Genomic DNA, 22,150 nt, shown 5'->3' on the forward strand with positions numbered 1-22,150 from the left:
TTTATCTAGGCGCAAACAAACTTAAACATTTATTTAGCCTTTTGTACTTTGTCATTTGTTTGAGTGTTAAATACTAAAAGACAAAGTTTATTTGTGCCAACCTACTGAACTAGGTTATCGAGCAAGGCGGTGAAAATCCGACATAAGACAAGTAATAACAGCGAAAACTAAAGTAAACTTAACAACAATTACGTAAGATGATAAGCAAAATATTGCTGACTGTATCGGGATTGGGACACGCGGAAGAAATGCTCAAAACCCTGAAAGAAATCCCTTCAATCCAATCTGCAAAAGTTACAGTTCTGCATGTTGTTCCTGCACAAAGCACCGCTGCTACCATGACAGCTAAATGGGAAGATGGGGGCAAAATTCTGGCTAATGCCATTCAAACTTTGAATTTAGATCCTAGCCAGGTTTCTTCAATTTTGCGTGAAGGCGACCCCAAAGATTTAGTTTGCCAAGTAGCTGATGAGATCGACGCTGACTTGATTATTATGGGTTCACGAGGACTAAAGCGGCTGCAATCGATTTTATCGAACTCAGTTAGTCAGTATGTTTTCCAACTATCTTCTCGCCCCATGTTGCTGGTAAAAGATGATATTTATGTCAAAAAAATTAAGCGCATTATGGTCGCACTAGACAACTCTGAGGCAGCAAAAAATTGTTTGAAGTTGGCGCTATTTTTACTACGAGATATTCAGGGCGGCCAATTAATTTTGGCAAGCGTTACTACAAATTTGGGCGGTAAAATATCGGAAATAACCGAAGCGAATTCAGACAAAAATCCAGTTTTAGCAGCCGCAGTTGCAGAAGCAGAAAGACAGGGCATCCAATCTCGTTCTTATGTCAGTAGTGGGAAACCCGGTGAAGAAATTTGTCGATTAGCAGAAGAGTTGAATATAGACTTATTATTGCTCGGTTCTCCAGATCGTCGTCCATCGATCGCTAAGAGTTTTGTTGATATAGACCGACTCATCGGCTCTTCTTTGTCTGACTATGTTCGAGTCAATGCCACTTGTCCAGTATTGTTGGCGCGGACGATCGCTTAAAGTCAAAATAGAGTTAGCGTTTGATAAATAAAAACCCCTAAACTAAATGGTGTAGGGGTTTTTTATTTGATACACAAATTCTTAACTATCTTTTCCACCTTCGCGGCTATTAGTTTGGATGTACAGAATTAGTAAAAACACAGTGGGAACTAGCACGAACAGAATGGTCGCCACAAACCCCAGGTCATTAACTTGCATGGCAAGAAAGCCTCTCTTAAATTTCCAGTCAACAAAATTAGGATAGCATCATTAACGACATAGTTGTACCAATTCAAAATTAGGAAACTCAATTTCGGCAACTATTTAGACTACTAGATACAAATTGAAACAATAGCAGATTTTAAAACTTAAGGTTTTGTGACTACACTGACTGAGCCATTCACTAAAGTTTGACAGGCAAGGCGGTAATTTTCCGGCTTTTTCTGGAATTTCCGGTTTTCTACATCTGTGCGGGGGGAAAGATTTTCTAGTCCTTCGACTATCTCGACAATGCAAGTGCCACATTGACCATTACCACCGCAATTCGTCATCTTGCCAATTAATTTATATATATCAATACCATTTTGCATCGCCTTGAGCCGGAGATTGGCACCATCTGCCACTACTACTTCTTTATTTTCTTTAACAAATTTGATATTACCCATAGCTGATTCCTCCTTGACTTTCAAGGCTTCATATTGACATGGCTTGATTCACATCTTACTTATTATATTAATTCATTACAAAATATTAATAAATATTAATTTTATCAAAGATGACGGCACAAAAAAATAGAACAGGTATGACACCTGTCCTATAAATTGAAAAATAGATTAACTTACCTAAATCCTACGGCTGCTTGCCAAACGAAAGCAAGCAACAAGAAGAATACAGGAATAACTGGGAGAACGTCCACCAATGGGTCAAAGATTTGGTAAGCTTCAGGCAGTTTTGCTAATAAAAGTGCTGCTTCCATGTTTGTTTAAATCCACCTATCTAACACAGCGTTCATAATTGAGAAGTATCTTAACATGGATTGGTCAGTTGCGAGTGCTGAGTTATGAGTGCTGAGTCCTGAGTAGTAGAGATAAATCTTGCTTTTTTCCTACAATCATTCTTATACTCAGCACTCTCAACTCACAACTCAGCACTTTCTTCGTTGAGCCAGTGACCAAAGTCTGTGGTGAAGCGATCATTTAATATTGCTTCTCTAATTTTTTGCGTAAACCCAATTAGTTCGGTAATGTTGTGAATGCTTAACAAGGTATAAGCTAAAATTTCTTGCGATCGCACTAAATGAGATACATAAGCACGGCTAAAATTTTGACAAGTGTAGCAAGGACAAGTTTCATCTAATGGCGCAAAATCTTCACGAAACTTAGCATTTTTTAAATTCCAGCGATCGCCCTGGACTATTGCCGTCCCATGTCTAGCCCAGCGGGTGGGAATTACGCAATCAAATAAATCTATACCAGATGCGATGGCGATCGCCATTTCCCGATAAGTACCCACACCCATCAAGTAACGCGGCTTTTCGGGGGGTAGAAGCGGTGCTGTGACTTTTACAATCTCAGCCATCAATTCTGGCGGTTCTCCCACACTCACGCCACCAATGGCATATCCAGGCAAATCCAACTTAGCCAAAGCTTCCGCCGCACGGCAACGCAAATCTAAATACACGCCTCCCTGCACAATCCCAAACAACGCTTGCTCACTGCTTTTATGAGCCATTATGCAGCGTTCTAACCAACGATAAGTGCGCTCAGTTGCAGTTTCTACCTCTTGGCGAGTCGCTGGGTAGGGCGGACACTCATCAAACGCCATGATCACATCTGCCCCTAAAATATTTTGAATTTCAATGGAACGCTCCGGTGTTAAATTAATAATTTGTCCATCATGAGGTGATCTAAAAATTACACCTTCTTCAGTAATTTTTCGCATCTCGCTTAAGCTGAACACCTGAAACCCACCCGAATCTGTGAGCATCGGCCCGTTCCAACCCATAAATTTGTGCAACCCGCCACCTCCAGCCACGATCGCTTCTCCTGGTTGTAGGTGAAGATGATAAGTATTGGATAAGATCATTTGCGCTCCAGTATCTCGTAGCTGGGCTGGGGTGACAGTTTTGACATTTGCCAGCGTTCCGACTGGCATAAATCTGGGGGTTTCTACAACACCGTGAGGGGTGAAAAACACTCCGGCTCTAGCTTTTGTCCGACTACAGCAAGCAAGACACTCAAAGGAAAAATTCGCACTCATGCCATTTGGGATTTTAGACTTGTCGTGAGCGTTCAGCCGAACGATTTTGGATTGTGAAACGCTAATCCATAAAGAGTTTCAGAAATCCATAACTAGCAGCCATAAAACCAAATGGTATTAGGGCAGAATTAATATAGCGGTTCTCAGTTGAGTGAGGTACTCAAGTTCCCCACCCCCAACCCCCAACCCCCAAGCGATCAGGGGGCTATGATGTACGTCATCTGATTAGGAAACGCTATATTATTTGGCTAAATTATGGAAAAACATAAAAACTGGTCATTAAGTTTTAGTGAACACTTAAGTACTCATTACTAACCTAGTTACCAACTTTATCAGTATATATTGTAATAATTGTTATTTAGAAAGAATCAGAACAGTCATCGTCAATTTCTGCATCCCATCTGGCTGAGAGTACCTGCTCCATCATCGCTTCTATAGCACTGACATTGAAGTTTCGCTCTCGTCGCTCTTGTAAAGGGGTTGAGCAGGGAATCAACCGCAGACACACTCCTTCTTGCATCAAATCGAAGTAGGTTTCTTGTTGCGACGACTGTTTTAGTTCCAAGTAATCAAAACTACAAAGATTCAGATATAGCGCGTGGTTAGCCACTAAGGTAGACCTTTGCGGATTAGCAAAAACTTCCATCACATCCCCTTCACCCTCGCTCAGTACCTTATCTTCTTGGGTGTAGATGTAGTGGACTCGACCTAAATCTGTCAGCAATCGCCGTATATCGAGCTTATTCACAATGATGCCCGTGTTAATAATGCACGGAGCTGGTATCCTGGTGTCGGGTAGATGATGACTCATAGAGAAATAGGATTAGAGCTACGGAGAGTTACAACACTGCTAGAAAGTCAATCTAACAGCTTGGTGACTCCCTACATCTAAAAAATATCAATTTTGTAGGGCGATTGTCTAATAATCTGAAGTAAGTTTTTATTTAAGGAATGCAAAACCCAAATTTTGATCGCTGATGAAATTGTAATTTCCTAAATCATATGGCTTTGTATAAAAAATACTCTAGATATATTAATTTACCACTTAGACTCAGCATAACAAAGTTTTCAGTGAGAATTTCTAATATGAAGTAAATCTTATCTAAAGCTTTAAAGTCCGCTCATCTAGGTTGTACCGGAATTAGAACTATTATCCAGCAATTTACCAAATTTAATGTAATTCAGATGACGAAACAGCAACAGTGGTGGAAAAAGCTGCTGTTAAAGCTGGCAGCTAGTATTATATTTTACACTAGTATTCCGCTACCGTATTTGCACGGTTTGGACTTTCGGGGAGTGGCGCATCTTGCTTCGCTTGTAGGGTTGATAATTGGGGGAATTTTAGGGTTACTGGATACGGGGATGGATTATATGGGTATGCCCGTGTTAACTCGTAGTGCTTTAGTAATAAGTATTTGGATTGCCATAACTGGAGGACTGCACCTAGATGGGGTAATGGACACAGCCGATGGTTTGGCAGTGGGCGATCCAGATCGGCGGCTAGAGGTGATGGCAGATAGTGCCACAGGTGCTTTTGGAGCAATGGCAGCGATCGCCTTAGTGCTACTAAAAATAACTGCGTTGACTGATATATCAGAAAACCGTTGGTTGTTGTTAATGGCTGCCTGTGGCTGGGGACGCTGGGGACAACAACTAGCGATCGCGCGATACCCTTACCTAAAACCAACTGGCAAAGGCGCATTTCACAAACAAGCCATTCGTTCTTATAGAGATTTGTTGCCGGGATTATTGTTAATGTTTGGTTTAAGTGGTTTACTTTTGCTGATAGATAAACAGCAACTATATCTCGCACTAGCAATGATACTTGCTGGAAGTGCGATCGCCACTCTAACTGGTGCCTGGTTTAACCACAAATTAGGCGGACACACTGGAGATACCTACGGCGCAGTCGTTGAGTGGACTGAAGCCCTATTTCTCTGTGTATTGACCGTTTTTTAAGATATGGGGGGGTGGGGAATCAAGGGGATGAGGGAGAATAACTACTGAGCAATGCCCAATGCCCAATGCCCAATGCCCACTTCATTTAATCGGTTGCAGCTTTGTCACTTTGAGTTTAAAAGCCCCAACCCCAGTTTCCCCAAAAGATCGGACACGAATAACATAGGTTCCTGTCTCGACGATGCGGGTAAATAGTAGGGAATTGCTACTACCATCAGGTCCATCATCATTTTCTGCCAGAGTCGATCCATCAGGTGCTAGTAGTGTGATGATGCTGTCAAAGTTTTCAGATGACAGGTCAACTGCTAAATTATCGCCCTTTTCCAACTTCACTGTGTAATCACGGGCAAACCCACCTTGACCTGTGGGAATGTCTTTGTCTGAAAGGCTATCGCCAAGTTCAGTACTGTTAGATAAAGGAATTGGACTATACAATTTATTTTGAGCAAAGCCTGTACTTGTACTGATGCCTATTACTAGCAAGGTGGCAGGAATGATGATGAGTTGTTTTAAACCCACCGCAAAAACTTTATTCATACATTTAAAGCAATTTTTCCACAAAAATAGGGTAATTTGGTCAATTTATACAATTATCTGTCAAAGCTTGCCCATTAATTCTTGATTTATCCATCTTTGACGGCAGTGGCTACTGCTACTAATCCTAAGACCACAATTCCATGCTGACGAAGTGTTTGCACAGCAGACCTGGCAGTAGCACCAGTAGTATAAATATCGTCCACTAACAGCACTGGGACATTTGGGGGACGATGGCGAAATTCTTGTCCAATAGTAAAAGCTTCAGCCAAGTTTTTTTCTCGTTTAGATGCCGATAAACCAAATTGCGCTTCAGTTTCTCGCACTCTTGCTAAACCGTTTAGTTTCAATTTTAATCCAGTTATTTCGCAGAAGCTTTGTGCTATCAGTGCGGCCTGATTGTATTGACGTTGCTTTTGCTTGCTAGGGTGCATTGGAATCGGAACTACCACAGGCTGGCTATCTTGCCTCGGTGAATTTAATAACCATGCTTCTCCTAACCATTGACCCAAAGGACGAGCTATTTGGGGTTGATTTTCGTATTTCATGGCTGCGATCGCCCGTTTCACGGGGCCACCATACTCCCCCCAGCCAAATACTGGTATTGGCTCTTGCCATAGAGAAAGAGGGTCTTTACGTTGACATTTTTGCAGTTGTCTGGTGCAGTTCTGACAGAATTCTTGGGAAGTTGCACGTTGGCACAGTGGGCAATGGGATTGGAGAAAAAGATTGAGTAAGCCTGTGAGATTTTTAGTCCAAATGTGCATTTAGAATTGTCCTTTGTCATTTGTGCAAATAATAAATGACCAATGACTAATGACCAATGACTAATGACTTAACATAGACGCGATCGCACCTTGTTGTTTCAATACCTACCGTTGCTTGAGTATAGCCGTTGCTTTCATACAGCTTGACTGCTTCTACCAAAGCGCTAGCAGTTTCAATCCAAATTTGCTCAAAACCACGTTTTGCGATCGCTGCTTCTAGCTGTTGTAACAAATATTTACCCAGTCCTAAACCCCTGATGCTGGGTAAAAGATACATTTTGCGGATTTCTACTGCTTTTTCTCCACGCTGTATGGGGTAGTATGCTCCAGTACCTACTAACTGGCTTTGGTGTTCAATTACCCAAAACTCTCCTCCAGTGGCTAAATAACATTCCTCTACTCGTAGCACGTCTCGGTCAGCACCGTTGGGTTCCCAACCCAGACCGTATTCTGATAGTACATAACTGATGACCTCGGCGGCTCTAGTGCGATCGCTTTCCACCCAATCACGAATTAAAAAATCTTGATAATAGTTTTTCATTACCATTTACTGGTCAAGTTTACACAGAAAATTTTTCCGCATCTATATCCCAATTTACCCAGCAAATAGCAATTCTTGCAGAATCGATTTCAAACAATACTCTCAAGGCGTGAATTCTGCAAGGGCAGATAAAAAAGAAAAAGGGGGTAAGGCAAATATCGCTTGCCTTACCCTCTGCCGTTGATTATTTTTTTAGTATTCTAAGCGATCGCAACAAAATATAGATGTAGTAAGTAGCGTGATCTTACGACTTGATATTAGTCTCTATGACTTGCGCCAAGGGCCCCAGATTGCAAAAGTAATCCCAGGAGTTTGGATGTTGACAAACAAAGTCTTAGCATCAGGTGAGAAACACGCACCAGCAAACTCGTTTTCATTGAGAGCATTACGCGCGAATTGGTAGAGTTCACCCTTAGGAGTAACACCTACTAAGAACTGCTGGTCATCTCCATCTTCACAAAGGATGAGATCGCCATAAGGTGAGACAACTATGTTATCAGGATTTTCCAGTTCGGCAGCAGATGTAGACTCGACAAACAGTTCAATTGTCTCTTTCCCTGGAATGTAGCGCCAGACCTGACCAAGCCCTAAAGCACCACCACTTGTACAGCAAAAGTAAAATTCACCCTTGCCATACCAGATACCTTCGCCACGAACAAACTGGGCTGCACCTTTTGCGAAACCTTCTTCTCGTACAGTATTTTCAGGTGGATTGACATCATCAATCGTCACCCATTCGACTTTCATGGGCTTCCGCTTGGGGAAACCAACACCTGTTTGTGCTTGATAGATATCTTTGATTTTTAAAGCTTGAAGAGTGCCTCCTTCTTTTAACTTACCAGGCACTTTCGGGATAAAACGGTAGAAGAGGCTATCTCCGCTATCTTCAGTTTGATAGACAATTCCGGTTTTGGGATCTACGGCAACAGCTTCATGGTTAAATCGTCCCATAGCTATTAGAGGCTCAGGATTCACAGGAGTTGTGATGCTAGCTGGAATTTCAAAGTTATAGCCGTGGAACTTGGAGACATATCCTGGATCACCTACTGGAAAGGAAGTCGGTGTAGAGGTGTTCTCTTCACAAGTAATCCATGAACCCCAGGGGGTTAGTCCACCTGCACAGTTACGATAAGTTCCGCTTAGGGTAGTGTAGTGTTTGATTAGCTGGCGATTGGGTCCAACAACTAGGTTTGTCGTGCCACCTTTGCAAAATGGATCGTAGGGACGTGGCCCTTGGGCTTGTGTTGAAGAAGTAGGACTAAGTTCGTGATTACGAACCAGAATAACTGTGTTTTTCGGACCAGGGAAAGTTGCCATGCCATCATGACCACCGGGCACTAAAGTGCCATCGTTCATGAGTTCGCCTGTTAGAGAGAAAGTACGATACTGAAATCCTGCTGGTAAATCTAACAAACCATTAGGATCTGGTACAAGCGGCCCGTAACCTCCACCAAATACAGTTTTGCCATTGGCTTGTCTGGCAAGAAGACCTTCAAAAGGAGACGCTAGCAGAGTGCCAGCAGCAGTTGTGCCTGCGATCGCAAAGAATTTACGTCTTGATACTGTCATGAAAATGTTTTTGTTACGTCAAATACTGATAAAAAAATATTCTATTTTGATTAAGGTTAGGTAATGCTTGATTTAATTTAAGATTATTAGTTTTACTGATCCTATTATTTATGTGGTAGTGAAACAATTTATGGTTAAGAAAAGTTAAAGATTGATTTAAATAAAATATAATCTTTCTCAAAAGAAATATCAGATTTCCTTATTATTCTGACAAAAAAATAATCATAAACTGTAAGAATTTAGATCAAATCTAATGATACAATCTGCCCAAAGGTGTTTTAGACTTTAATCAAGTCAAACAAGAGCAATTGTTATCTTAATGCCTAAAGTGTAAGGCATCTAGCAAAAGGAGGAGCTAAGTATATTAATCTACGCTCATTTCCTTTTGTTGTGCCTAATTAGGCAAATAAATTCACTTTCTAGCTCTCACCTTTGGAATAAATATCAGTATTTATTCAACCAATTTAATATGAAGATGTGCCAATCGAAAAGTCTAATTTTATCTATAGTGTAAGCTTTATTACAAAGTAGAGTTTGGCGCATTATCACAAAGAAATGGTATTACAATGCTGATAAAAAGTTTATTGACAACTACAACAACGTCAGAATCTATTTCTGTTATTAAGAAAATGAAAAGCATTTCTAACAAAATCAAAGCTACTGTCGCTGTCGCCGCTTTCAGCTCTATGTCTATGGCTACTTTAATTCATGTTCCTAGCGCTGATGCTGCTTCTTTTGAGCTTAATTGGCTAGGAGATAAAGGTTATTCAGCTAAAGGGCAGTTCGGCTATGACGATAGTTTAGAGGGAAGCATTGTCACAAAGGATCAGTTGACTGATTTTGCTATTTCTTTCTTCGATCCACAAGGAACTATGTTGCAAAATTTCAACTACGATTTTCCCCAAACTGATAGTACTTTTAATTTCAACTTTGATACAGTCACAAAGACTGTTTTACAAACAGACAACTTTGACACATCCAATGGTTTTGATTTGGGAATTGACTTTGCAACAGATGTAGAAGGGTTAGATTTTTATACTTATTTAAATGCCGAACAAGGATTGCCAACGGCTAAGATATTTTTGAAGGATGACCTTTCACCAGAAGTATGCGATACATACCCAGATTGTAGGTTGGATCTTGGGGGTCAGTTGACGGCAACTGCTATTCCTGAACCTGGTGCAATTTCTGGATTGTTGGTAGTTGGTTTGTTAAGTAGAGTTCTCAAGAAAAAGCCAGCATCTACATTAGATAGTAAACCTGAATAGTCGAAGTTAGCTTGATTAGAACTGTAATTGAATATTATTCTAGCTCTAATAACCAAGGGATTTGGAAGGTTAGAACTGTTTAAGATTTGTAGGGGACGTATTGCAAATATGTCCCCTTTTATAGTGATTTGGATAGTTGCTGGCAGCAAACTTTTAATTGATAATTCCAAGATTGTTGTAGATTTCGATTAAATTGCCATCAGGATCGCGAAAATGAGCTGTGCGGATTCCCCAATCTGGGCGATCTTGTGGTGGAGTCACAACGATCGCATTATGACCTTTGATTTGCTCATAAACTTCATCCACGTTATCGACTGCGAAAATCAAAACAATTTTGTCTCGATTGGCAACATATGAAGGCTGTTCGACACTTGGGACTACTTGGGCCATTAATTCCTTTGTGAACAAACCCAGCTTGAGATATCCAGTATTAAACTCAGCATATCCGCTATTTTCATCGCCCCAATCGACATCAAATTTTAGCTGATCCCGGTAGAACAGAAAAGAATCTTTGTAGTTGGAGACAAGGAGTCTCAGGTGTGTTAGCTGAAGCTTCATATCTGTTGCCTTAGTCTACTAACTGTGAATTCTAGGTTCTGGGTGTAAAGTCGCCAGCAACTCACTTTCGACAATTGCCAATTCATCAAGCCGTTGCATGACAATTTCTTTGTCGAAGTAAGTAGCAGCTAAAACCCAATATATACCGTAGTGGCGCGCTTCGGATGCCATTAGTCCCCGATAAAATTTTGCTAATTCTGGATCTGGACAGTGAGCAGCTAATAATCCCAGGCGTTCGTGAGAGCGAGCTTCAATTAAACCAGTGACTAGTAAGGAATCCAGCAATCGCTCAGGTTCTTTGGGGCGGACTTGAGCTTTTAAACCCGCGCCATAGGGAGGCGGTGGTAAGGGAGCTAGGGGAATATTCCGGTGTTCTAACCATTGGTTAACTAGCTCAAAGTGTTCTAGTTCTTCACGGGCGATCGCAGTTAGTTCCCGAACCATTTTAGTATTGGAAGGGTAACGAAACATCATATTCAAAGCCACGCCTGCTGCTTTGCGTTCACAGTGCGAGTGGTCGAGTAAGATGATGTCTAAGTTAGCGATTGCTTGTTTAACCCAAGCAGAACTGGTAGGCTGTTTCAGGACGTTGATAGTCGGTAACTGAGTAAACACAGAGTTACAAAACTCCAGAATTGCAATTTAGTTAAATAGCCCAGCAAACTGATTTTACAGCTATTTTTGGGTAAATAGACTCACTCTTTTGGGGTACACCATTGCTCATAGGTGTCAACTTAAGAAGATAAAGCCCAAATTTGCGCTCGTGTGAGCGTCCATCTCTGCTGAACTCCTAAATTCATTTACCATAGATAAGCGATGCCTGCGGCGGGCTACGCCTACGCTCTTTTATTACATTCATCTTCACAAAAAACAATCCAAAATCACTCTTATTGTGGAAAGTACTCATTATTGAAAATATCTTCAGGAGTAAAAGGGCATTTTTCTGGGAAAATCTCAGATGGTAAACCTGTTTTTTGAATCGCTTGTCTTTTGGCTTTAATATAAACTGCATCTAAGCAGTTAAGAAAATAGTTATAAAGTGTTTTGGAACGAGAAGAAAATTCTAGCTCATCACGGAAATTAGTTATTTCTATTTGCCAGCTTCGTTGACAATATTCTTTTTCAGTTTCCCAATAACGATAAAGTAAAAGATGAATTAATAATTGTTTCAGGTAACTTTCTACTTTCCGGTGACACCCAAACTCACAAACAAAACATATTGATACCAATATTGCCGAATTTGTTCAACGGTAGTGAGTTGTGGATGCAACGTATTTAAATACAACAGCAGCACCAATATCATGAGTGCCCCAAAACCAACAAAGCTTAAGCCAATACAAATTCGTATAGGTCGCAGTTCAAAATCACTAATATTGTCTAGGTCAATTTCTGCTAGTTCTTTGAAGAAGTTATCTGCTAAGGATGAGATTGCTTGGAATTTATTGCTCAACTTGGGTGGCAAAATCGGTGACAGTGTTGCTACGGTTGGGCGGCGTAGCAAAGCCTCAGTATTTCGCAGCAATTCCAGTGGCTTACGGGTAGTGGTTGCTCCCGCAAACTCTATGTTGTCTATAGCAGTTGGGGCATTGGCTTTGCTTTCAAAATCCATAGCACGCCTCAGAATAACTAGGATATACATAGCCTATCACCGCTTTGTGGAATTCAAAATATTACTCGTCCATCTCTTTTAATGTAGCTAATGCTGACGGAGATAAGCGACTGAGATAGCGGAATATCCAGTATTTAAAGATAGTGTCTAAAATTACAGGAAATGTCGCAATAAATAAAAAGATTATGTTTGTACTGGCTGATACACCTAAATGTTCTGCAAATTTTTCTAGAATGATCTCCCATCCATGTGGTGAGTGGAATCCTACGAATATATCTGTAAACAGAATAATTAAAAAAGCCTTAGCACTATCGCTAAGACCATAGACAATATTATCTATAAAAGATTTCACAATCACAATTTCTCTTTTGCTGATAGCAATGACTACACTAAAAGAAATTAGTGATATCAAATCTGCAAATACATTACTAATAGCACTATCACTTTTTACACGAAAGTCATTAGCTATCTCAATTGCTTTATCTTTGATTTTTTCTTTTGTTACTTCTGAAGAAAGTGATGGTGCTTGATTGAGTAGATACTCAAATCTCATTTTCTGCTCAAAATTATGTAATTCATGGAGAGCTTCTTTTTCCATGTCATAATTGATGAAAGTTTGAGTGTTACTGTCTCCTCTAACCTTTTCTACTATAGAAGTTACTAAAAATTCTTTAGATAAATACTGAGTTAACAGTGGTACAACAATTAGAGTTATTAAAAATCTTACCGAAGTTCTTGTTCTATTTATAGAAATTCGGTGTTTTCTGATAAACTCTTCTTCTGCCCGTGGGGTAAAATCTGCTTTAATTTTATTAACTGTTCTAGCAATAGAACTCGGAAAAAGCCCAACTTTTGGAGATGTAGCGTTAATATCGTTGATATTAGATGAATCTGGCTGTTTGCTGATTTTGCTTAGGTTAATTTGTAGGGGTTGAGAAGTTGATACTAATTCGTTATTATTAAATAGTTCATTTTTGATAGTGTACTTTTCTACGACTTCATCAATAACTTTTAAGTTTTCTAACAAAATAGAATTAGAGATACTGATTATTGGGCGACTCAGCTGGAATTCCGTAAGCCTGATTTTGATAATAGTTAAATTTTTATCAAGGTATCCTTGCCAGAAAGACATTACATTTTCAGTATATTTTACTGATTCTGAAGATATTTTTTTGCTGTCAAAATGTTCTATCTCAATGTTTTTAATTCTTTGAGCTGCTTGGTAAGCTTCTAACAATGCCCTTTCTGGTGTACTGACAAACCAATGGTTAAGCGATCGCAAGTATTCTTTGAGCTTTTGCTGAAGTAATTTTGCTGTTTTTCCAAATGAATCTTTCATTGTATATATGATTATTTTTATAATGTTTACTTTGGTTAAATAAGCATTAAAAATTGGTAATATTTAGTTAAAAATATTATATTTAAACCTGGAAATATTGATGATATTATTTTAGCCCTACTATGTCCAAGCTTACTAAAATCGGGGAATTATCTTGATCGCTTGGTACAGGAGCTAGGATGTTACATTTTTATCTCCCTCATCTCCCCATTTTTAAAACAGTAAATTAAATGATGATTGGCTTATGAGTTTGAGTCTGTGCATGATTGTGAAAAACGAATCAGCAACACTGCCTAAATGCCTGAACAGTGTCCGAAAAGTAGTGGATGAAATGGTAGTTTTGGATACAGGCTCAATTGATCGCACTCCCAATATTGCCCAACAACTGGGTGCTAAAGTCCATCATTTCAAATGGTGCAATGACTTCAGCGCTGCCCGCAATGCAGCTTTAAAATATGTGACTGGTGATTGGATTTTGGTATTGGATGCTGATGAAACTTTGACACCAGCAATTGTACCGCAGTTGCGAGAAGCGATCGCAAGAGACGAATACTTGCTAATCAACCTCGTCCGCCACGAAGTCGGTGCAGAACAATCTCCTTATTCCCTAGTTTCGAGACTATTCCGTAATCATCCAGATATTCGCTTTGAACGTCCTTACCATGCCTTAGTGGATGATAGTGTGTCAGCAATTTTAACTAAAGAACCCCATTGGCAGGTAGGTTATTTGCCAGGAGTGGCAATCTTACACACAGGATATCAAAAAAGTGCGATCGCTCAAAACAATAAATATGCCAAAGCCGCTGCGGCGATGGAAGGATTTATGGCTACTCATCCTGATGATCCCTATGTTTGCAGTAAGTTGGGAGCATTGTATGTGGAAACTGGGAAAATTACCCCAGGTATGGAGTTACTCAGACGAGGATTACACCAAATGAGTGGAAGTCGCACAGGCGGGGAGGAAAATTACGATATTTTGTATGAACTCCACTACCATTTAGGCATTGCTTACAGTCGGTTGAAAAATTCCCCACAAGCTATTTCGCACTATCAAGCTGCGATCAAATTGCCAATTTATCCTATGCTCAAATTAGGAGCGTACAACAACTTGGGTAACTTACTTAAAGCAGCCGGAGATTTCAATGGTGCGAAAACTGCTTATGCCGCAACTTTGAAAATTGACCCTAGTTTTATGATTGGACATTACAATTTGGCGATGATATTTAAGACTTTGGGTTTATTTACAGATGCGATCGCATATTATCAAAATGCCATCGAGCTAAACCCTAACTATGCTGAAGCTTATCAAAACTTAGGGGTAGTGTTGCTCAAAGTTGGCAATCATCAAGATAGTTTAACAGCTTTTAGAAAAGCGATCGCCCTTCATGAAAAGCATAATCCTGAAGAAGCGAAGAGACTACGCCAAGGGTTACGGGAGATGAAGTTGATGTAAAAGAGGGGAGAGTTTTAAAATCACCTCGCTCACCAGGGAAAATCGTAGGTAGTTTACTCTGTCGTGTTTCAACCTATACGCCAAGCTGCTGCTTAAATAACCAACTTTTCTCATGGCTCTCTACAAATTCTCTCTTTGTTAATCCAAGGTGTATTAAAATTAAGTTAACTTTGATTAAGATTATTATATGCACTGCCATAATACGCTGATCGCTCTATGGCAGTGCATATAAAAGATCAAATTAAACAAAATGGATTTATAAGTATCCGTTTAACAGCTTAAAGTGACAGAGTGATAAACATTCGGTTGCTAATGCTGATGAGTTGTATAGGCATATAGAGGCAAATTAACATGAAATTCTCCTGGAAAGTCCTGGCACTGTGGACATTGCCGGCTTTGGTAATTGGCTTTTTCTTCTGGCAAGGGGCTTTTACAAGCGCTCCTGCTGAGATGAGTAAGAATGCAGCCAATACGCGCATGACCTATGGTCGCTTTCTAGAATACTTGGATGCCGATCGCGTCACCAGTGTAGATCTGTATGAAGGCGGTAGGACAGCAATTGTAGAAGCCCGCGATCAAGACATCGAAAATCGCATCCAAAGGTGGCGGGTGGATCTTCCTGTTAACGCCCCTGAGTTAATTACCAAGCTCAAAGAAAAAGCAATTAGTTTTGATGCTCACCCCATGCGGAATGATGGCGCAATTTGGGGATTGTTGGGCAATCTCGTGTTTCCAGTTTTATTGATTACCGGGCTGTTCTTTTTGTTCCGACGTTCTAGCAGCCTTCCTGGCGGACCAGGTCAAGCAATGAACTTCGGCAAATCCAAAGCGCGTTTCCAAATGGAGGCAAAAACTGGAGTCAAATTTGACGATGTAGCCGGCATCGAAGAAGCTAAGGAAGAACTGCAAGAAGTCGTCACCTTCCTCAAACAGCCAGAAAGATTTACTGCTGTAGGCGCACGCATTCCCAAGGGAGTCTTATTAGTTGGGCCTCCTGGAACTGGTAAAACTCTACTAGCAAAAGCGATCGCTGGGGAAGCAGGTGTACCTTTCTTCAGTATTTCCGGTTCGGAATTTGTAGAAATGTTCGTTGGTGTGGGTGCATCCCGCGTCCGCGATTTGTTCAAGAAAGCCAAAGACAACGCCCCTTGTATCATCTTCATCGATGAAATCGACGCTGTTGGACGGCAACGGGGGGCTGGTATCGGTGGCGGTAACGATGAGAGAGAACAAACCCTCAACCAATTGCTCACCGAGATGGACGGGTTTGAAGGTAATACAGGCATCATTATTATTGCTGCCACCAACCGTCCCGACGTACTAGATTCAGCCTTGTTGCGTCCCGGTCGGTTTGACCGCCAAGTAACAGTCGATCCACCCGATATCAAAGGGCGTTTGGAAATCTTGGAAGTCCATGCGCGGAACAAGAAACTAGATCCTAGTGTATCTTTGGATGCGATCGCTCGCCGCACTCCTGGATTTACTGGTGCTGACTTAGCCAACTTACTCAACGAAGCGGCAATTCTGACTGCTAGAAGACGCAAAGAAGCGATCACCCTCGGCGAAGTTGATGATGCAGTTGATCGGGTAGTCGCCGGCATGGAAGGTACTCCTTTGGTGGACAGCAAGAGCAAGCGCTTAATTGCCTACCACGAAATTGGACACGCCTTAGTTGGGACTTTGTTAAAAGACCATGACCCAGTGCAGAAAGTTACCCTGATTCCACGAGGACAAGCACAGGGTTTGACTTGGTTTACTCCCAACGAAGAACAAGGGTTAATTTCCCGTTCTCAACTCAAAGCCAGAATTACTGGTGCTTTGGGTGGTCGCGCTGCCGAAGAGGTGATTTTTGGTCGTGCAGAAGTAACCACTGGTGCTGGTGGAGATTTACAGCAGTTATCGGGAATGGCGCGGCAGATGGTGACCCGGTTTGGGATGTCAAACTTAGGCCCACTTTCCTTAGAAAGCCAACAGGGAGAGGTGTTCTTGGGTCGTGACTGGACAACCCGATCTGAGTATTCCGAATCTATCGCTTCCCGCATTGATGGACAAGTGCGAGCGATCGTGGAAGAATGCTACGAAAACGCTAAGAAGATTATGCGTGACCATCGCAGTGTCACCGATCGCTTAGTCGATCTGCTCATCGAAAAAGAAACAATTGACGGCGAAGAATTCCGCCAGATTGTCGCTGAGTACGCTGAAGTCCCTGAGAAGCAGGAGTACGTACCGCAGCTTTAAGCCTTAAGGCAAAATCTTCATCTATTGCTAAATTTTAATGGGGATAGTGTTAGCTATCCCCATTTTTTTATTTACCTTCTGTTTCAAATATCAAAACTCAGGGGCTGACCTACACCAGCAGCTTGGAGTTGCTCTCGACTGGGTTTGCCAGTCACAACCAGTTTTCCATTGATGGCGATCGCTGGCACTGCATTCAGTCCATAATGCTGGGCTTTTTCCTGCTCTTGTCGCAGGTTATAGACTGATACTTCACAATCAGGGCAAGTCAATTCTTGCACCATTTGCACTGTCTCATCACAAAGAGGACAGTCAGCCGTAAAAATCTCAATTTGACGTTTTGTCATAATGTCTACCAAAAATTTTTCTGACTCATTCATTCTGAATCCTCTAGTCGGCTATAGAGTCAACCCCAAAGGTGAAAATAATTGCCTAAATTTTTATCGATAAGCAGCTATTAATGCGAATAATTTGAGTTTTATTGAGATTGAGAGGTTCTTATTAACAAGACGCGATCGCCCTAATTGCCTTACCTGTTGCAGTCGAGTTAATAGATATAAATACTCAATACAAAAAATACAAATTTTTATAATATATCTTTACAAAAGTTATGGCTACAAGGGTTGACTCTATAGCCGACTATAGACTTTAAGGTTGTAACAACACATACTAGTAGTAAAAAACTATGATTGCTGTCGTGGAACAATTTTGCTGTGAAGTATCATCCCCAAAAAAGCTGCTGAAAATTGGTGAGCTAGCAAATCAAACTGATGTGGCAGTGGGAACAATCCGATACTACGAAAGATTGGGGTTGATAAAACCAATTGAAAGAAGTGAAAGTGGCTACCGTTATTACGACTGTGAGGCAATCAACAGGCTGCAATTCATTAAAAAAGCCCAATCTTTACAGTTTTCCCTGTCCGAAATTCAACAAGTGCTAGGCACCCGTTCCCAAGGCGACCCTGCTTGCCCACTAGTTCGAGACTTACTCAAACAGAAAATTGCTCATCTTGAGGAGCAGATTTATCGCATGAAGGAACTGAAGAATGAGCTAGAAGCATATCAACAGCGTTGGGCAAACCGACCCTTGGATAATCCTTGTAATAAAGAACTTTGTAGCTTGATTGAGGAAGTAGCTTGCTCTGATATACCTGTTCACAATTTACGAGGCTAGTAAATTTAATACTTGACTCTATACCCGAATATAGACTTTAGAATGGTCTTAGTTTCTCAAAAACTACTAGTTTGACAAAATAATGGATAGTAAAAAAATGAACATCAGTACAGGCGTTAAGACAGTATTGAACGGAGCCGTAGCTAGTTTTGCATTGCTTACGTTAACCACTACTGCTTCCTTTGCAAACACACCCAAGGGAACTATGACCCCGAATCAATCCGCCAGGGCTATAAACGAAGCAAAACTAACTCAAGTGCTGACGAGTCAAAGAACAGCACCAACGAATCAAACGCCACAGCAGCCAAACCAAACGGGGTGTAAGTGTTGCCAAGCAATGATGAATAATAAGCCGGGAATGATGAACAATATGCCGGGAATGATGAACAATATGCCGGGAATGATGAACAACCAAAACAGTCCATCAAAATAGAGCTTGATAAAACCCTCGGCGAGAAACACATTTTAATTTGAAATGTCAAAAAAACTAGGAATGCTTAGAGAAGTCTCGCCGAAAATCTTTATTAGTACTGAATTTAGCCAATCAAGAGTTATTTAACCAATCTCAGTAATAACTCATCACTCATGTTTCTGAATAATCGCTACTGGAAAGCAAAATGTGAATTATGGAAATTGTATGGCTTTCAGAGAAAAATCCGAAATTGGCTGAATGAGTTTTGTAGATCAAGCTATATAAGTGTTTTTACATCATAAAAATGAATAGTAAAGCTAAATTATTGACTCTTGGTATCGTAACTCTTGCTGTTTCTTATGTAACTGTCGGAACAGTAATAGCACAGGCAAAACTAACCAACAAATCAAAATTATCTATCAATGGTGTTGGCTCGGTTCAAGTTGGGATGACTGTCTATCAAGCGGCAAAGGCTGCTGGTACTCGACTAGTTGGCGATGCGCCAAATAACAGTTGCTACTACGTTAAGCCACAAAACAAACCCAAAAATCTTTTGTTCATGGTTACAGAAGGTCGCATTTCTAGAGTAGATGTGCGGCAGAATACCCAGATTACTACCCTCAAAGGCGCAAAAATCGGCGATACTGAGGCGCGCATTAAGTCCCTTTACCCAGGACAAATTCAAGTCACACCTCATAAATACGTCGAAGGTGGACATTATCTAACATTTATCCCGAAAGACCGTGCTGACCAGAATTATCGTGTGGTTTTCGAGACTGATGGTAAGCGTGTTACTCAGTTTCGGTCAGGTAAACTGCCAGAAGTCGAATATGTTGAGGGCTGTTCTTGATTTCAGATATCATCAGACTCAGTTCCTGAGCTTTTGCAAGTTGCGTAGCTTGCTTCTCCGTAGTAGTACGGCGCTGCTCATAGGTGTCAACTTAAGCCTAGAAATGGCTTAACTGTTGGCTCCCTCACCCGCCTGGAACTTAAGTTCCTTGCGGGACATAACTTTTACGTTAAGTTGACACCAATGGGCGCTGCTCAGTGACCACCGTAGGCATCACTGCACTTTACTCTCAAGATGATACAATGCCATACAGCGCCTTTACTATTAGCAAAGTAAAAACCGACTTTAAATTAATCTTTGTTGAAAATCAAGATTTATTTGTAGATGTGCAGGCAGTTTCGCCTAGTGAATATCTAAATCTGATTTTCTCAGAGCATCTACCTTTGGTGACAGCAATCAATACAGAAAAAGCTCGTTCTGAACTGATTATTATGCCTGTTTTAATTGAAGTTAAACGCTTTTTTAAATCCCAAATTAGCATATTTTCTGGTTCAGAATTTAATGTAGATGCTTCTAAAGGCTTAGAAGGACGCTGTGATTTTCTTCTCAGTTGTTCACCAGAACAATATGATATTACTAGCCCTGTGGTGATTATTGTGGAAGCTAAAAATGAGAGTATAAAATCTGGTTTAGGACAATGTATTGCGACAATGATTGGATCTCAATTGTTTAACCAGCAACAAGGAAATATTATAAATGAAATTTATGGTGTAGTCACAACAGGAACAGATTGGAAATTTCTCAAACTTTGTGACAAGACTATCTTTATCGATAAAAACGATTACTTTATTAAAGAAATAGATAAAATCTTAGGGATTCTGACAACGACTTTGATGAATTGTCCGCAATTTTAGCTTAGGGATGGTACACACCATCCCCATTTTTTAACGTTCCAGTTCATCTACCGCTTTGGGAACTCCCGCAGTTAATACTTCATGTCCCCCAGGTGTAACTAACACATCATCCTCAATACGAATACCTATGCCAATCCATCGAGGATCAGTCTCTGGTTGGTCTTCTGCTAATTTGGTATCAGGCACAATATATAGTCCCGGTTCCACTGTCAGAATTTGACCTGGTTGTAAAATCTGCGGTTTGTCTTCACCGTGTTGGTAAACCCCGACATCATGGACATCCAAACCTAACCAGTGACTGGTGCGGTGCATATAATATGGCTTGTATTTCTCTTCTTCAATTAACTTGTCAATTTCACCTTTGAGGATACCAAGTTCGACTAAACCTTCGGTGAGGACGCGCACTGCTGTATCATGAATTAATTTGAAAGAATTACCTGGTTGTACTTGAGCGATCGCTTGTTTTTGCGCCTCTAAAACAATCTCATACAGTATCTTTTGTTCTGATGTAAATTTACCCCCAACCGGAAATGTCCGGGTAATATCTGAGTTGTAATAACCGTAGGCACAACCGGCATCAATTAGTACTAATTCTCCATCCTGCATTTGACGATTATTTTCAATGTAGTGGAGTACGCAAGCATTTACGCCGGAAGCCACAATCGAAGGATAAGCGGGGCCGATTGCACCCCGCACTCGAAAAATGCGTTCCATCTCCGCCTGTATTTCGTACTCAAAACGTCCAGGTGTGACGATTTCTTGGGCGTAATTGTGTGCAACAGTCGCGATCGCAACTGCTTGACGCATCAATTCCAACTCAGTTTCGCTTTTGATCAATCTCATGCCGTTGAGGACAGTCCCAGTATCTTCAATGGCGATTGGCCCTGTACCGCGTTTAGGATAAGTCCGCAGTAAACTTTGGTAATGTCCCAGGATTTGGTCATTAAAAGTGCGATCGCGTCCTAAATGATAGTAAATCCGGCTGGCTTTTTCCAAATACTGTGGCAATTTTTCATCTAACTCGCTAATGGGGTATGCTTCATCAGCACCATAAACTTCCTTCGCTGCATCTACTCCACAACGATAACCACTCCATACTTCCTTTTCGCGATCTTTCGGTTGGACAAATAACACAAACCGATGTTCTGAATGATGCGGCGCTAACACTGCTACTGCCTGTGATTCGTTAAAACCAGTCAGGTAGAAGAAATCACTGTCTTGGCGATAAACATACTCGACATCGTTGTGCATCACTGCCATTGGCGCACTGCGAAAAATGGCTGTACCATTACCAATTTTTGCCATTAACTGCTCACGACGCTGCCGATATTCTGCTTGCATAGCTGATGTATTCAGGAAAATGTTGTTTTATTTTACACTTTTTACAACTAGATAATACACAGATTATGTATCTCAGTAGTTGCTAATCTAAGTTATTCTAACCAATATTTGTTTCAACTCAAGCCATAAATTATTGGTGAATAAGCAATTATCTCGAAAGGCTCAGATTCCTTACTTTTTGAATCACTCAAAAATCTTATTGTTCTCAAATGTTTTGGGATATTTATGAAATGAAATAAGTTTTTAAATGTTTAGGATTATAGAACTTACGCATTGACAAGAAATACCAAATATGGATATGGTTGAAAGCCACATCTTTCGTAAGGGTTTAGCATTGCTAAACCCCTACAGCGTGGTCTATTTACGTAGTTTACCGCCGTAGGCATCATAAGGATAATTA

Annotated in this window: 25 protein-coding genes; 9 read left to right on the top strand and 16 right to left on the bottom strand. The window is 40.7% G+C overall.

The annotated features are described in order from the left end of the window. Positions 1-197 precede the first annotated feature (197 nt). Entirely contained in the window at positions 198-1,049 is an 852-nt protein-coding gene (locus ACEW80_RS12470; RefSeq protein ID WP_373526870.1) for a universal stress protein, read from the top strand. A gap of 81 nt (positions 1,050-1,130) precedes the next feature. Here the strand turns inward: ACEW80_RS12470 and psbM are convergent, their stop codons facing one another. The 5 genes from psbM to ACEW80_RS12495 all read right to left on the bottom strand — a co-directional run bounded on the left by psbM (position 1,131) and on the right by ACEW80_RS12495 (position 4,098). Then, positions 1,131-1,247, bottom strand: a complete 117-nt coding sequence (gene psbM, locus ACEW80_RS12475) for a photosystem II reaction center protein PsbM (RefSeq protein WP_196520931.1) — start codon at positions 1,245-1,247, stop codon at positions 1,131-1,133. 149 nt (positions 1,248-1,396) lie between these two features. Further along, positions 1,397-1,693 (bottom strand): 2Fe-2S iron-sulfur cluster-binding protein, encoded by a 297-nt coding sequence (locus tag ACEW80_RS12480; protein ID WP_373526871.1) that lies wholly within the window; start codon positions 1,691-1,693, stop codon positions 1,397-1,399. A gap of 173 nt (positions 1,694-1,866) precedes the next feature. Further along, positions 1,867-2,004, bottom strand: coding sequence for a photosystem II reaction center protein K (locus tag ACEW80_RS12485; RefSeq protein ID WP_006195022.1), 138 nt, complete (start codon positions 2,002-2,004; stop codon positions 1,867-1,869). 161 nt (positions 2,005-2,165) lie between these two features. Beyond that, positions 2,166-3,287: a tRNA guanosine(34) transglycosylase Tgt gene (gene tgt / locus ACEW80_RS12490; protein ID WP_373526872.1), complete on the bottom strand. Its 1,122-nt coding sequence runs from the start codon at positions 3,285-3,287 to the stop codon at positions 2,166-2,168. 358 nt (positions 3,288-3,645) lie between these two features. Further along, positions 3,646-4,098: a hypothetical protein gene (locus tag ACEW80_RS12495; RefSeq protein ID WP_373526873.1), complete on the bottom strand. Its 453-nt coding sequence runs from the start codon at positions 4,096-4,098 to the stop codon at positions 3,646-3,648. 374 nt (positions 4,099-4,472) lie between these two features. On the opposite strand from ACEW80_RS12495, the gene cobS reads away from it, so the two are divergent. Then, complete coding sequence (gene cobS / locus ACEW80_RS12500; RefSeq protein ID WP_373526874.1) at positions 4,473-5,246, top strand: adenosylcobinamide-GDP ribazoletransferase; 774 nt, start codon at positions 4,473-4,475, stop codon at positions 5,244-5,246. 81 nt (positions 5,247-5,327) lie between these two features. Here cobS and ACEW80_RS12505 read toward each other — a convergent pair whose 3' ends face one another. From ACEW80_RS12505 to ACEW80_RS12520, 4 genes are all read right to left on the bottom strand, one after another. Next, positions 5,328-5,783 (bottom strand): PPC domain-containing protein, encoded by a 456-nt coding sequence (locus tag ACEW80_RS12505; RefSeq protein WP_373526875.1) that lies wholly within the window; start codon positions 5,781-5,783, stop codon positions 5,328-5,330. An 86-nt stretch (positions 5,784-5,869) separates the two neighbouring features. Continuing rightward, positions 5,870-6,547: a ComF family protein gene (locus ACEW80_RS12510; RefSeq protein ID WP_373526876.1), complete on the bottom strand. Its 678-nt coding sequence runs from the start codon at positions 6,545-6,547 to the stop codon at positions 5,870-5,872. A gap of 46 nt (positions 6,548-6,593) precedes the next feature. Further along, positions 6,594-7,088, bottom strand: coding sequence for a GNAT family N-acetyltransferase (locus ACEW80_RS12515; RefSeq protein ID WP_373526877.1), 495 nt, complete (start codon positions 7,086-7,088; stop codon positions 6,594-6,596). 264 nt (positions 7,089-7,352) lie between these two features. Continuing rightward, positions 7,353-8,657, bottom strand: coding sequence for an alkaline phosphatase PhoX (locus tag ACEW80_RS12520; RefSeq protein WP_373526878.1), 1,305 nt, complete (start codon positions 8,655-8,657; stop codon positions 7,353-7,355). A 629-nt stretch (positions 8,658-9,286) separates the two neighbouring features. Here ACEW80_RS12520 and ACEW80_RS12525 point away from each other — a divergent pair. Next, positions 9,287-9,925, top strand: a complete 639-nt coding sequence (locus ACEW80_RS12525) for a PEP-CTERM sorting domain-containing protein (RefSeq protein ID WP_373526879.1) — start codon at positions 9,287-9,289, stop codon at positions 9,923-9,925. Positions 9,926-10,078: 153 nt separating this feature from the next. Here ACEW80_RS12525 and ACEW80_RS12530 read toward each other — a convergent pair whose 3' ends face one another. The 5 genes from ACEW80_RS12530 to ACEW80_RS12550 form a co-directional block, all read right to left on the bottom strand. Then, positions 10,079-10,483, bottom strand: a complete 405-nt coding sequence (locus tag ACEW80_RS12530; RefSeq protein WP_373526880.1) for a VOC family protein — start codon at positions 10,481-10,483, stop codon at positions 10,079-10,081. 18 nt (positions 10,484-10,501) lie between these two features. Further along, complete coding sequence (locus ACEW80_RS12535; protein ID WP_373526881.1) at positions 10,502-11,098, bottom strand: tRNA-(ms[2]io[6]A)-hydroxylase; 597 nt, start codon at positions 11,096-11,098, stop codon at positions 10,502-10,504. A 272-nt stretch (positions 11,099-11,370) separates the two neighbouring features. Next, positions 11,371-11,712: a DUF29 domain-containing protein gene (locus ACEW80_RS12540; protein ID WP_373526882.1), complete on the bottom strand. Its 342-nt coding sequence runs from the start codon at positions 11,710-11,712 to the stop codon at positions 11,371-11,373. Continuing rightward, on the bottom strand, positions 11,664-12,092 hold the full coding sequence (locus ACEW80_RS12545; RefSeq protein WP_373526883.1) for a hypothetical protein: 429 nt from the start codon (positions 12,090-12,092) through the stop codon (positions 11,664-11,666). Before ACEW80_RS12545 ends, ACEW80_RS12540 begins: the two co-directional genes overlap by 49 nt. Before the next feature lie 61 nt (positions 12,093-12,153). Then, a complete protein-coding gene (locus tag ACEW80_RS12550) occupies positions 12,154-13,431 on the bottom strand; it encodes a proton extrusion protein PcxA (RefSeq protein ID WP_373526884.1) in 1,278 nt (425 codons plus the stop codon). A 244-nt stretch (positions 13,432-13,675) separates the two neighbouring features. On the opposite strand from ACEW80_RS12550, the gene ACEW80_RS12555 reads away from it, so the two are divergent. Together ACEW80_RS12555 and ftsH2 are read left to right on the top strand one after the other, a co-directional pair. Beyond that, on the top strand, positions 13,676-14,884 hold the full coding sequence (locus ACEW80_RS12555) for a glycosyltransferase (RefSeq protein ID WP_373526885.1): 1,209 nt from the start codon (positions 13,676-13,678) through the stop codon (positions 14,882-14,884). 351 nt (positions 14,885-15,235) lie between these two features. Further along, complete coding sequence (gene ftsH2 / locus ACEW80_RS12560) at positions 15,236-17,122, top strand: ATP-dependent zinc metalloprotease FtsH2 (protein ID WP_373526886.1); 1,887 nt, start codon at positions 15,236-15,238, stop codon at positions 17,120-17,122. Between the two features lie 83 nt (positions 17,123-17,205). Here the strand turns inward: ftsH2 and ACEW80_RS12565 are convergent, their stop codons facing one another. Continuing rightward, entirely contained in the window at positions 17,206-17,466 is a 261-nt protein-coding gene (locus ACEW80_RS12565; protein ID WP_373526896.1) for a thioredoxin family protein, read from the bottom strand. Positions 17,467-17,804: 338 nt separating this feature from the next. On the opposite strand from ACEW80_RS12565, the gene ACEW80_RS12570 reads away from it, so the two are divergent. From ACEW80_RS12570 to ACEW80_RS12585, 4 genes are all read left to right on the top strand, one after another. After that, positions 17,805-18,293: a heavy metal-responsive transcriptional regulator gene (locus ACEW80_RS12570; protein ID WP_373526887.1), complete on the top strand. Its 489-nt coding sequence runs from the start codon at positions 17,805-17,807 to the stop codon at positions 18,291-18,293. Positions 18,294-18,390: 97 nt separating this feature from the next. Next, positions 18,391-18,726: a hypothetical protein gene (locus ACEW80_RS12575; protein ID WP_373526888.1), complete on the top strand. Its 336-nt coding sequence runs from the start codon at positions 18,391-18,393 to the stop codon at positions 18,724-18,726. Positions 18,727-19,009: 283 nt separating this feature from the next. Next, complete coding sequence (locus tag ACEW80_RS12580) at positions 19,010-19,555, top strand: hypothetical protein (protein WP_373526889.1); 546 nt, start codon at positions 19,010-19,012, stop codon at positions 19,553-19,555. 197 nt (positions 19,556-19,752) lie between these two features. Continuing rightward, entirely contained in the window at positions 19,753-20,409 is a 657-nt protein-coding gene (locus tag ACEW80_RS12585; protein WP_373526890.1) for a hypothetical protein, read from the top strand. A gap of 30 nt (positions 20,410-20,439) precedes the next feature. Here the strand turns inward: ACEW80_RS12585 and ACEW80_RS12590 are convergent, their stop codons facing one another. Then, the gene (locus ACEW80_RS12590; RefSeq protein WP_373526891.1) at positions 20,440-21,750 is read right to left on the bottom strand and encodes an aminopeptidase P N-terminal domain-containing protein; all 1,311 of its coding nucleotides are present in this window, start codon (positions 21,748-21,750) and stop codon (positions 20,440-20,442) included. Positions 21,751-22,150 lie beyond the last annotated feature (400 nt).

This window comes from Nostoc sp., from assembly GCF_041747015.1.
Taxonomy (GTDB): Bacteria; Cyanobacteriota; Cyanobacteriia; order Cyanobacteriales; family Nostocaceae; genus Nostoc.